Annotated in this window: 8 protein-coding genes; all 8 read left to right on the top strand. The window is 69.4% G+C overall.

The features are described from left to right. Positions 1-1198 (top strand): YDG domain-containing protein (locus OXQ95_RS16420; protein ID WP_267382566.1); only part of this gene is annotated, 1198 nt, incomplete at its 5' end. Next, the gene (locus OXQ95_RS16415; protein ID WP_267382565.1) at positions 1198-3756 is read left to right on the top strand and encodes a CHAT domain-containing tetratricopeptide repeat protein; all 2559 of its coding nucleotides are present in this window, start codon (positions 1198-1200) and stop codon (positions 3754-3756) included. The genes OXQ95_RS16420 and OXQ95_RS16415, both read left to right, overlap by 1 nt. Before the next feature lie 22 nt (positions 3757-3778). Then, positions 3779-4552 (top strand): hypothetical protein, encoded by a 774-nt coding sequence (locus OXQ95_RS16410; protein ID WP_267382564.1) that lies wholly within the window; start codon positions 3779-3781, stop codon positions 4550-4552. Then, positions 4549-6492: an adenylate/guanylate cyclase domain-containing protein gene (locus OXQ95_RS16405; protein WP_267382563.1), complete on the top strand. Its 1944-nt coding sequence runs from the start codon at positions 4549-4551 to the stop codon at positions 6490-6492. The genes OXQ95_RS16410 and OXQ95_RS16405 overlap by 4 nt, the downstream gene beginning before the upstream one ends. After that, positions 6492-8192 (top strand): POTRA domain-containing protein, encoded by a 1701-nt coding sequence (locus OXQ95_RS16400; RefSeq protein ID WP_267382562.1) that lies wholly within the window; start codon positions 6492-6494, stop codon positions 8190-8192. The genes OXQ95_RS16405 and OXQ95_RS16400 overlap by 1 nt, the downstream gene beginning before the upstream one ends. A 16-nt stretch (positions 8193-8208) precedes the next feature. Next, positions 8209-9057 (top strand): phosphodiesterase, encoded by an 849-nt coding sequence (locus OXQ95_RS16395; protein WP_242097081.1) that lies wholly within the window; start codon positions 8209-8211, stop codon positions 9055-9057. Positions 9058-9060: 3 nt separating this feature from the next. After that, complete coding sequence (locus OXQ95_RS16390) at positions 9061-9501, top strand: hypothetical protein (RefSeq protein WP_242097082.1); 441 nt, start codon at positions 9061-9063, stop codon at positions 9499-9501. Next, complete coding sequence (locus OXQ95_RS16385; RefSeq protein WP_267382559.1) at positions 9498-11792, top strand: GAF domain-containing protein; 2295 nt, start codon at positions 9498-9500, stop codon at positions 11790-11792. Before OXQ95_RS16390 ends, OXQ95_RS16385 begins: the two co-directional genes overlap by 4 nt. Positions 11793-11879: the final 87 nt, after the last annotated feature.

Raw genomic sequence — 11879 nt, 5'->3', positions numbered from 1 at the left:
GACGACGGCGGCGACGCTGGCGGGTGGCAACTATGCGCTCGCCGGCGCGGTGACCGGCGACGCGGTGGCGCTGAACAATCCCATCAGCGGCAGCTACGACACCAAGAATGTCGGCACCGCGAAGACGGTCAGCGTCGGCAACCTGGCGCTGAGCGGGAGCGACGCGGCCAACTACACCGTCAACACGGACGCGAGCGCGGCGATCGGCAGCATCGCGGCCAAGGCACTGACGGCCTCGCTGACGGGTGGCGTGGCGAAGACCTATGACGGTACGACGGCGGCGACGCTGACGGGCGGCAACTATGCGCTCGCCGGTATGGTTGCGGGCGACGCCGTCGCCTTGAACAATCCGACGAGCGGCAGTTACGACACCAAGAACGTCGGCACCGCGAAAACCGTGAGCGTCGGCAACCTGGCGCTGACCGGGAGCGACGCGGGCAACTACACCGTCAACACCAGCGCGAGCGCGGCGATCGGCAGCATCGCGGCCAAGGCGCTGACGGCGTCGCTCACCGGCATCGTCACGCGCACCGCGAATGGGGGCACGGCGGCGACGCTGTCGGCCGACAATTTCGTGCTCGCCGGGTTCGTGCCGGGCGAGGGGGCGAGCGTGACGCAGACGGCGGGCGTCTATGCCTCGCCGGGCGCGGGCACGGCGATCATGGTGTCGACGATGCTCGCCGAGGGCGATTTCGCGGCGAACGGGGGCACGGCGCTGGCGAATTATGTGCTGCCGCTCGGCGCGCTGTCCGGCACGGTCGGCACGATCAACCCGCAGATCATCGTGACGATCGCGGCGCAGCCCGTGCTGTCGGTCACCTCGGTGCCGGTGCCGACCACGCCCGCGCCGGCCGAAGCGGCACCCGCGCCCGCGCCGGTCCCGGCGGCGGCACCCGCCGCGGCGGTGGCCACGGTCGCCGCGCTGCCAATCGCCGCCGGGCTCGACCGGTCGCCGCCTTCGCCGGTCGCCGCGCAGAAGCCCCCGACGCCCGTCGATACGGCGGATGCGGGCGATCCGATCCTGGCGAGCGTCGAGCAGCCCTCGGGCGAGAAGCCCGCGAGCCACGGCACGCCCCAGAAGACGGTGACCACGCCCATCGCGGGCGGCCTGCTCGCCGAGCAGCGCACGCTGCCGTCGCGCGGCGGCACGGTGCCGGGCGTGGACGAGGCGTTCTCGGGCGGCGGCGCGTCGTTCTGATGGGGCTGGTGTCGATCCTGCTCGCGGGCGCGTTCGCCGCGGCCGCGCCGGTGCCCCAAACCGCGCCCGCGCCTGCGCCGCCCCCAGCCGCCGCCACGCAGACCCCGACCGCGCGGCTCGCTGCGGCGCTGCGCGCGGGGCGGACCGCCAACGCGCTCGGCAAATATGCCGATGCCGAGGCCGCGTTCCGCGAGGCGCTGGAGCTCCAGACCGGCGCGGCGAAGGCCGGGGACGAGGCGGTAGGCGCGACCCTGCTCGATCTGGCACTGAACGTCAGCAACCAGTCGCGCGGCGAGGAGGCGGCGGCGCTGTTCCGCCGCGCCGAGCCGCTGCTCCAGGCCTCCGCCAGTTCGCGGCTGCGCGCGCGGCTCGCCACCTATCAGGCGATCGACGGCGCGAATCGCGGCGATTACGCGGCCGGGCTCGCCTTTGCGCGTCGCGCCGCCGAGCAATGGGGCGCGCTCGTCGCCGCGCATGATTCGCAGGGCGTGACCGCAGACGGGGCGGGGCTGACGACCGGGGGCGGCAGCGGCGAGGCGGATCGCGGCGAATTCGCCAACATCCTCAACCTGCAGGCGCGGCTGGAGCTGCGCGCGGGCAACGTCCTGCCCGCCTACGCCGCCGCCAGCCAGTCGCTGCTGATCCTCAACACGCTGACTGCCGCGCCGCGCTGGTGGAAGGCGGATGCGCTCGTGGCGCTCGGCGAGGTGAGCGTGGCGCAGAACCGCCTGTCCGCCGCCGAAGCCTATTTCAACGCCGCGATCGCGATCCGCCGCCAGGTGTTCGGCGACGGCGCGCCCACGCTTCAGGTAATGGCGAGCCTCGGCCGCGCCTACCAGCAGGAGGGCATGAACAGCTCGGCGATCGTCACCTATCGCCAGGTCTTCGCGCTCGCTGCCAAACTGCCTTCCACCGCAGGCGTATTCACCGCCGACATGCTGGTGCCCTTCGCCACTGCCGTCGTCGCGACCGCGGCGACGCTGCCCGACGCCAAGGCCAGGCGCGGCCTCTATGCCGAGGCGTTCGACGCGTTCCAGCTCGTCCAGTCGCCGCTGGTGGACCAGACCATCGCGCAGGCCGCGGCGCGGCTGTCGACCGACGATCCCCGGATCGGCGCGCTGATCGGCGACCTGCAGGATCGCCAGCGCGAGGCGGACCAGGCGCATGTGAAGCTCGCATACCAGCAATCTTTGCCCGACAACGAGCGCGGCAGCGTGGCCGAGGAGGCGCTGAAGGCGCAGATCGCCGCGGCGATGGCGGCGGTGGCGGCGGACCGCAAGACGCTTGCCACCGAATTTCCCAATTACGAGCGGCTCGCTGCGCCCGCGTCGCTGTCGCTCGACCGGCTGCGCGGCACGCTGCGCGCGGGCGAGGGGCTGGTGGCGTTCCTGATCGGGCGCGATCAGTCCTTCGCCGAGCTGGTGACGCGCGACGGCGTGACGATCGCCGCGGTGCCGAGCGGTGCGGCGGCGCTGCGCGAGACGGTGACGGCGCTGCGCCGCCCGCTGGAGATCCAGGGCGGGGCAATCGGCGAATTCGATCTCGCCGCGGCGAACCAGCTTCACGACACGCTGCTCGGCGGGCTGGCACCGGCGATGACCGGGCTCGACCATCTGGTGGTGGTGTCGGCCGGCCCGCTGTCGAACCTGCCGTTCGGCCTGCTGGTGGAAAAGCCCGCGACGGCGGGCGATTATGCCGGCGCGGCCTGGCTCGTGCGGCGTCGGACGCTTGCCTATACGCCCTCGCTTCAGGCCTTCGGGCAATTGCGCACCGCAGCGCGCAAACAGGCGCCGACCCGACCGATGCTCGGCTTCGGCGCGCCGTCGCTCGACGGCCATGTGGGCGCGAAGGCGGAGGCGGGCGCGATGGCGCTGATCGCGGGCACCTGCCGGCAGGGCGGGCCGATGCCGCCCGCGCTGCTGCTGGCGCTGGCGCCGCTGCCTGACACCGCCACCGAACTCGCGACCGTGGGGCGGACGCTCGGCGCGCCGGGCGACGCACTGTTCCTGGGCGCGAACGCCACCGAGGCGAAGCTGCGCCAGCAGCGGCTGGACGAATACCGCGTGCTGTATTTCGCCACGCACGGGCTGCTGCCGGGCGAGCTGAAATGCCAGGCGGAGCCGGGCCTCGTCCTCACCCCGCCGGCCACCCCGACCAGCAAGGCCAATGACGGGCTGCTCGAATCGAGCGAGATCGCCAGCCTGCGGCTCAACGCCGATCTCGTCGTGCTGTCGGCCTGCAACACTGCGGCGGGCGACAACCGCTTTGGTGGTGGCGAGGCGCTGTCGGGGCTGGCCGAGGCGTTCTTCCACGCGGGCGCGCGCAACATGGTGGTCAGCCACTGGCAGGTGCCGTCGGCCGCGACGACCGCGCTGATGGCACGGATGTTCACCGGGTGGAGCAAGGGCGGCGCGGACGTGGGCGACGCGCTGCGCCAGGCGCAGCTTGCGCTGATCGGCGATGCCAAGACGGCGCACCCGTTCTTCTGGGCGGCGTTCGTGGCGATGGGCGACGGGATGGGGCGGCCCGCGACCGCCGCGACGGTGGCGGCACGCTGATGGGGGGACGGACATGGGGGGCATGATGCGCAGGGCGCTGGCCGGGGGGCTGGCGCTGGCGACGGCGGCGACGCTGATGGGGGTGGTGACGCCTGCCGGGGCGACGACGCTGATCGTGATCGACGCGCGCGGCGGCGGGCTGAAGCCGGGTCAGAAGATCGACAGCGCGAAGCCGATCGTGCTGAAGGAAGGCGAGCGGGTCACCGTGATCGGCCCCGACGGCAAGGCGATCACGCTGAAGGGCAAGTTCGCCGGGCCGCCGCTCGCGCATGCCGGCCCCGCGGCCGATCCGCGCTCGGCGCTGGCCGCGCTGATCTCGACGCGGAGCGCGCGGACGAGCTCGGTCGGTGTGGTGCGCGGCGGCAGCGACGCCGCGCCCTTGCCCGATCCCTGGCTGATCGACGCCTCGCGCTCGGGCGAGCGCTGCCTGAAGGCGGGTGACAAGCTGGTCTGGTGGCGGCCCGTGAAGACGAGCGCGGCGGAATTCACCCTCTTCCCGATCGACCGGTCTTGGCGCGCCGATTTCGCGTGGAAGCCGGGGCAGGACCGGATGGGCATGCCGTCGCTCGGCAAGATCGAGGGGCAGACGATGTTCGTGCTGCGTGCCGATCAGCAGGACCGCGTGATCGACGTGAACGTGATCCCCGCGGGCATCGATAGCGACGTCGTGCTCGCATCGTGGATGCTCGAAAAGGGCTGCACGCAACAGGCCGACGCGCTGCTCCGCCAGCTCCAGCAGGCGCAGGCGACGACCGCCGCGCCCGCCATTCCCGACTCCAATCAGGTGCGCCGATGACCAAGCCACTCCGCACCGGCCTGACTGCCGCCGCGCTCGCGCTGTTCGCGACCCTGATCGCCGTGCTGGCGATCGAGTATCTGCCGTTCATTCGCAGCCTGGAAAATAGCGCGAGCGATTTGCGCGTCGCGGCCAAATCGCCGCCGATGCCGCCATCCAAGGATATCGTGATTGCGGCGATCGACGAAAGCACGGTTGCGCAATTCCCCTATCGTTCGCCGGTCGATCGCGCCTTCCTCGCCACGCTCATCAAGCAGCTCGAGGCGAAGGGCGCCAAGGAGATCGGCGTCGACGTGCTGTTCGACCAGCCGACCGAACCCGCCAAGGATGCCGAACTGGCGCGCACGCTGCGCGAGGCCAAGGTGCCGCTGTTCGTCAGCTACACCAATTCCAAGAATGTGGTGGACGACGACCAGCTCAAATATCTGAACGCGTTCGTGCCGAAGAACCTGCGCGCCGGTGCGAACCTCGCGACCGATCCGTTCGACGGCAGCGTCCGCTGGATCTTCCCCGGCGAGACCGCGCCCGGCATGCCGATGGGCTTCGTGCGCAAGGCGCTCGCGCTGATCGGGATCAAGACGCCGCGCGACCAGGTCGAGATCGCCTGGCGGCCGAAGCAGGATGCGGAAACGCCGGCCTTTCCGCAATTTCCGGCACAGACCGTCGGCTTCCTTCCCGACGACTGGATCAAGGGCAAGGTCGTGCTGATCGGTGCGGTTCTGTCGATCACCGATCGCCAGCGCACCCCGCTCGCGATCATCGACGATGGCGATCAGGGCATGATGCCCGGCGTCGTCATCATGGCGCACGGCATTTCGCAATATCTGGAACACCGCACCACGAACCGGCTGGATCTTCCCGCCATCGCCCTCGTGACGTTGCTGTTCGCCGCGATCGGCGTGGCACTGGGCTTTCTGAAGCGTGGCCCCGCGGTCAAGTTCGGGGCCGGTGCCGTGGTCATCCTGCTCTACTGGGCAGCGGCGATCGAGGGCTATGCCAAGGGCGTGCCGATGGTGCCGCTCGTCGGCCCGACGCTGGCGTTCGCGGTGGCGCTGTGGCTGACCGACGTCGTAATCGGCCGCGCAGAGCGCAAGCAGCGCCAGTTCATCCAGGGCGCCTTCTCGCGCTACGTCTCGCCGGCGGTGGTGAGCCAGCTCGCCGCCGATCCCGAATCGCTCAGCATCTCAGGCACGAAGCGCGAGGTGACGTTCATCTTCACCGACATCGCGGGCTTCACCACCCTGTCCGAGGGGCTGACGTCCGAGAAACTGTCCGAGGTGCTGAACGACTATCTCGACGGCGCGTGCGCGATCATCCTCAAATATGAGGGCACGATCGACAAGTTCATCGGCGATGCGATCATGTCGATCTTCAACGCGCCGATCGCGCAGCCCGATCATGCCGAGCGCGCGGTGAAATGCGCGCTGGAGCTGGACGCCTATGCGGAAAGCTTCCGCAAGGCGCAGAATGCGGTCGGCGTGCCGATCGGGGTGACGCGGATCGGGATCCACACCGGCCATGCGACGGTCGGCAATTTCGGTTCGTCGTCGCGGATGGACTTCACCGCGCTCGGCGACACGGTGAACACCGCCGCGCGGACGGAGGGCGTGAACAAATATTTCGGCACGCGGATCTGCGTGACCGAGGAGACGGTGGCGCAATGCCCCAACCTCGCCTTCCGCCGGATCGGCGACGTGGTGCTGAAGGGCAAGACCAAGCCCGTCGGCCTGTTCCAGCCGGTTTCGGCGGCCGAGGCGGCCTCGGGGCTGGTGCCGGCCTATGACGCCGCGCTGGCCAAGCTGTCGGCGGGCGCGCCCGATGCGGTGGCAGCGTTCGATTCGCTCGACGCCACCTGGCCCGGCGATCCGATCGTCGCCTATCACCGCGCGCGCTTCGCCAAGGGCACGACGTCCTCGCTGATCGTGCTCGAGGACAAATAATGCGGTTGGGGGGGAAGGCCGCGTTCGGTGCGGCGGTGATATGGGGCGTGCCGGGAATGCTGGCGGCGCAGCAGGCGGCCCCGCCGCCGCAGACGCCGCCCGCGCTGCCGAGCCAGAGCGACATCTCGCGCGCGCGTGTCGGCCTGCCGCCGCCCGAGACGCCGGGCTTCGACCTTCGCATCCAGGCGCCGGAGAAATCGGCGGTGCCGAAAGCGGTGGATTCGATCGATTTCCACCTCAGCCGCATCGTCGTGGAGGGCGCGACCGCCTATCCGCATGGCGAGGCGGAGGCATATTTCGCCAAACTCGTCGGCGCGCCGACCGATCTGGAGGCGGTGCGCAATGCCGCCGCCGCGCTCGAGGCGCATTATCATGCCGAGGGCTATTTCCTGACGCGCGTGTTCGTGCCGCCGCAGCGCGTGGTGGACGGCACGCTCACCGTGCGCGTCGTGGAGGGCTATCTCGACGCGGTGCAGGTCGAGGGGATGGATGCGGGCAGCCGCCGCGCGGTCCATGCCATCCTCGCGCCGCTGATCGGCAAGACCCCGCTCGACCTGCCGGCGGTCGAGCGGCGGCTTCTCATCCTGAACGACCTGCCGGGCATCAGCGCGAGCGGCGTGCTGAAACCGGGCGGCACGTTCGGCGCGTCCACGCTCGTCGTCACGCTCGTGCGCCCGCGCAACGGCTATCAGGCGAGCGTCAGCAACACCAATTCGCGGCTGCTGGGCCCGTGGGTCTATGCGCTCAACGCCAATCTCAACCGGCCGATCGGCATACCCGGCGCGCTAAGCCTGGGCGTCAGCGCGAGCGGCCCGGGCTTCGCGCTCTCGCAGAGCGGCAGCGCGCGCTATTCGGTGAAGCTCGGCAATCGCGGGCTCATCGCGAGCGTCGGCGTGATCGTCGCGCGCGCCGAGCCCGGCGCCTCGCTCGCGCCGCTCGACATCCGCAACGACCTGCTCTCGGTCAGCGCAAGGATGCGCTATCCGCTGATCCGCAGCCGCGCGCAGTCGCTGTTCCTCGAAGCCGGGCTGTCGGTGAACCGGTCCACCACCGATATCCTCGGCCAGCAGCTCGTCAACGACCACACCACCGATGGCGACATCGCGCTGCTCTACCAGCAGAATGGCTGGCTGAACGGATCGACCTCGGTCACGCTCGATCTCTATCACGGGCTGCCGATCTTCGGCGCCTCGCCCGCCGATACGCCGCTGCCGTCGGTGAAGGACTTCAACCCCGATTTCGCGCGGCTCACCTATGCGGTGCAGCGGCTCCAGCGGCTGCCGCACCGGTTCAGCGCGCTGATCGCGGTGCAGGGCCAATATGCCAATTCGAAGCTGCTGACGGGCGAACTCGTCGCGTTCGGCGGCCCGGCGATCGGGCGCGGCTACGATCCCTCGACGATTACCGGCGACCGCGGCTTCGGCGGGCTGGGCGAGATCCGCTACGACCTGCCCGTCGGCAAGCCATGGCTGGCGAGCGCGCAGCCCTATGCCTTTCTCGACGGCGCGCAGGCGACCAGCCTGGCGTCGCAGGGCGTGCCCGAGACCGTGCAGTCGCTGCGCTCGGGCGGGATCGGGGTGCGGCTCTACGAGCGGTTCGGCACGATCGACCTTCAGGGCGCCAAGGCGTTCCGCCGGTTTCCCGGCGCGGACGAACGCCCCGATCCGCGCGTGCTCGTCACGCTGACGCTGTTTCATTGAGCCGGGAAAGACGCCCATGCTGATCGCGCAGATCACCGACCTGCATCTGGGCTTCGATCCAGGCAATCCCGACGAGGACAACCAGCGCCGCCTGGAGGCGGTGGTCGCGCGGCTGCGCGACGGGCCGAACCGCCCGGACCTGTTGCTGGCGACCGGCGACCTGGTCGATCGCGGCGCGCCCGAAAGCTATGCGCGGGTGAAGGCGGCGCTGGGCGCGCTGCCCTTCCCGGTGCATTACACGCTCGGCAACCACGACGATCGCACCAACTTCGCCGCGGCGTTTCCCGAGACGCCGATGCCGGACGGCTTTGCGCAATATGTGCTCGAGCGCGACGGGCTGCGCCTGGTGGTGCTCGACACGCTCGAGCCCGGCCGCCACGGCGGCGGCTTTTGCGAAACGCGCGCGGCGTGGCTGGCCGAGCGGCTGGCGGAGGATCGCACCACGCCCACCGTGATCGTGATGCACCATCCGCCGTTCGAGGCCGGGATCGCCTGGATGAACACGCATCCCGACGAACCCTGGGTGAAGCGCTTCGCCGATGCGCTCGCGGGCCACGATCAGGTGTTCGCGATCTGGTGCGGCCATATCCACCGCGCCATCGTGGCGCCGTGGAGGGGCAAGACGGTGACGATCTGCCCCTCCAGCTCCGCCGAACTGACGCTGGTGCTCGACGAGATCGATCCCGAACGGCCCGACGGCCGCTCGATGGTGATCGACGGGCCGCCGGGGCTTGCCTGGCACCGCTGGACGAAGCACGGCCTCGTCACGCTGTTCGACACCGTGGAGAGCCACGACGTGCTCGCCAGCTATACCGAGCGGATGCAGCCGCTGGTGCGCCATCTCGCGCACGAACGGCCGCACTGAGCGATGGACGACGCGACGTCCGCCGAGCGGATGGGCCAGCTCACCGACCTGCGCGCGGTGAACCAGCAATTGCAGGCGACGATCGATGCGCTGCGCGTGCAGATGGAGCAGGTGCGCCACGATGCCGACGACCGCGTCGTGCGCGCGCAGGCGGTGATGGCGGACGAGGTCTCGCAGCTGAAGGCCGCGGTGCAGGCGATGCGCGACCGCGCGGATGCGCAGGCGGCCGAGCATGCCAGCGCGATCCAGGCGGTGCGCGCGGGCGGCAGCGCGGAGACGCGGCAGTTGCAGGCGACGATCGACCAGCTCCGCCGCGAGCTGGAAGCGCAGAAGGCGAGCGGCGAACGCGCGCTGGACGACCGGCACGCCGAATATGAGCGCGAGCGCCAGACGCTCCAGCACCAGGTACAGGCGCTGCGCCTCGAATTGGAGAAGCGTGCATGACGACCATCGCCCCCCGCCGTGCGCCGGCGCGCGCGAAGCCGTCGAACACGGTCGCGCTGCGCCGCGCCAACGTCCTGCTCGAAGTGGCGCGGCGTTGCGCGCAGACCTCCAGCCTCGACGGCATCCTCCAGGTGCTGGTCGAGCTGACCTCGCGCGAGCTGGATTGCGATCGCGGCACGCTGTTCCTGAACGATCCGTCGAGCGGCGAGCTGTTCAGCCGCGTCGCGCAAGGGGGGCTGTCGCGCGAGATCCGCATCCTCAATTCCACCGGCATCGCCGGCGCGGTGTTCCAGTCGGGCGAGGCGCTGGTGATCGCCGACGCCTATGCCGACCCGCGTTTCAACTCCTCGGTCGACGAACGCACCGGCTACCGCACCAAGAGCGTGATCTGCGTTCCCGTCTGCACCATGTCCGACGAGGTGATCGGTGTGATGCAGAGCCTCAACAAGCGCGACGAGGCGGGTTTCACCGAGGAGGATCTGACGCTCCTCCAGGAAATGACGCGCCAGGCCGCGGTCGCGCTGCAGAGCCTGCAATATATCGAGCAGATCGAGCAGATCCGGCTGAAGGAGATGCAGTTCCTCGAGCTCGTCTCCGACATCAATTCGGAATTCGACCTTTCGGCCCTGCTCCAGCGTGTGGTGGCCGAGACGTGCAAGATGCTCGGCTCCGAACGCGCCACGATCTTTCTCCACGATCCCGCCACCGGCACGCTGTTCAGCCGGGTGGCGAGCGGCGGCGAGATCGCCGAGATTCGCCTGCCGAGCACGGCGGGGATCGCCGGATCGGTGTTCACCTCCGCCGAGAGCATGAACATTCCCTATGCCTATGCCGATCTGCGCTTCAATCCGGGATTCGACCGGCAGACGGGGTTCTTCACGCGCTCCATCCTGTGCGTGCCGATCCTCAACAAGGAAAACCGCGTCATCGGCGTGACTCAGGTGCTGAACAAGAAGGGCGGCGTCTTCACCGACGAGGACGAGCAGCGGCTGAAGGCGTTCACCGCGCAGGTCGCGATCGCGCTCGAAAACTCGAAGCTGTTCGACGATGTGCGCCGCGTGAAGAACTACAATGACTCGATGCTGTCGAGCATGTCGAACGGCGTCGTCACGCTCGATCCGGCGCTGAAGATCGTGACGAGCAACGCGGCGGCGAACCGCATCTGGGAGGGCGCGCCGCCGCTCGTCGGTGCCAGCCTCAAGGATCTGCTGGGCGAGGACAGCCTGTGGGTGATCGACAAGATCGCCAGCGTCCAGGCGGCGCACGCAAGCGACCTGCTGCCCGATGCCGCGGTGACGCTGGGCGGCGTCGCCAAATCGGTGAACCTGACGATCAGCCCGCTCGTGTCGGAGGACAGCGACAAGGAGCTGGGATCGATGCTGATGTTCGAGGACATCAGCTCGGAGAAGCGCATGAAGTCGACCATGTCGCGCTACATGGATCCGGTGATCGCCGCGCAGATGCTGGACGGCGACGGCGCGCTCGATCTGCTCGGCGGGGTGAGCGCGGAGGCGACGATCATGTTCTCCGACGTGCGCGGCTTCACCACCATCACCGAGGAATATGGCGCGCAGGGGACGGTGTCGTTCCTCAACGAATATTTCAGCCTGATGGTCGACTGCATCACCCGCGAAGGGGGGATGCTCGACAAGTTCATCGGCGATGCGATCATGGCGTGTTTCGGCCTGCCGGTGGCGCATGACGACGATCCCGACCGGGCGCTGCGCGCCGGCATAGCGATGATCGCCGATCTGTGGACGTGGAACGGCCAGCGCCGCGCCAAGGGGCTGAAGACGGTGGACATGGGGCTGGGGCTCAACACCGACACCGTCGTCTCGGGCAATATCGGCAGCCCCAAGCGGATGGATTATACGGTGATCGGCGACGGCGTGAACCTCGCCAGCCGCCTCGAAAGCGCCTGCAAGGCCTATTCCGCGCGCATCCTCGCCAGCGAATCCACCGTGAAGAAGCTGCGCGGCACGTATCGGACGCGCGATATCGATCTGGTGGTGGTGAAGGGCAAGACCGAGCCGGTTCGCGTCTTCGAGGTGCTCGACTATCACGACGCGCAGAGCTTCCCGAACCTGACCGACGTGGTGAACCAGTTCAACGACGGTATCGTGCAATACCGCGCGACACAGTGGGACAAGGCGATCGAACGTTTCGAACGCTGCCTCGCGCTCAACCCCGGCGACCGATTGTCGCAGACCTATATCGATCGCTGCCGCATCCTTCAGGCCAGCCCGCCGGCGGACGAATGGGACGGCGTGTGGGTGATGAAGGAGAAATGATGTGCTCTATCGCTATGACGCAGGTTAGCCGCGCGCGATTTCGCCTGAACCGATGCGCCGCCCGGCGGTTCGTCGCGGCATGATCGA

Source organism: Sphingomonas sp. GC_Shp_6, assembly GCF_026540835.1.
Lineage (GTDB): Bacteria > Pseudomonadota > Alphaproteobacteria > Sphingomonadales > Sphingomonadaceae > Sphingomonas.
The sequence above is the reverse complement of the archived record's forward strand: the minus strand, read 5'-3'. Positions and strand labels throughout refer to the sequence as shown.

Coding starts and splice junctions, on each gene's coding strand:
- OXQ95_RS16415 (WP_267382565.1), top strand. CDS start 1,198: ATGGGGCTGGTGTCGATCCTGCTCGCGGGCGCGTTCGCCGCGGCCGCG.
- OXQ95_RS16410 (WP_267382564.1), top strand. CDS start 3,779: ATGATGCGCAGGGCGCTGGCCGGGGGGCTGGCGCTGGCGACGGCGGCG.
- OXQ95_RS16405 (WP_267382563.1), top strand. CDS start 4,549: ATGACCAAGCCACTCCGCACCGGCCTGACTGCCGCCGCGCTCGCGCTG.
- OXQ95_RS16400 (WP_267382562.1), top strand. CDS start 6,492: ATGCGGTTGGGGGGGAAGGCCGCGTTCGGTGCGGCGGTGATATGGGGC.
- OXQ95_RS16395 (WP_242097081.1), top strand. CDS start 8,209: ATGCTGATCGCGCAGATCACCGACCTGCATCTGGGCTTCGATCCAGGC.
- OXQ95_RS16390 (WP_242097082.1), top strand. CDS start 9,061: ATGGACGACGCGACGTCCGCCGAGCGGATGGGCCAGCTCACCGACCTG.
- OXQ95_RS16385 (WP_267382559.1), top strand. CDS start 9,498: ATGACGACCATCGCCCCCCGCCGTGCGCCGGCGCGCGCGAAGCCGTCG.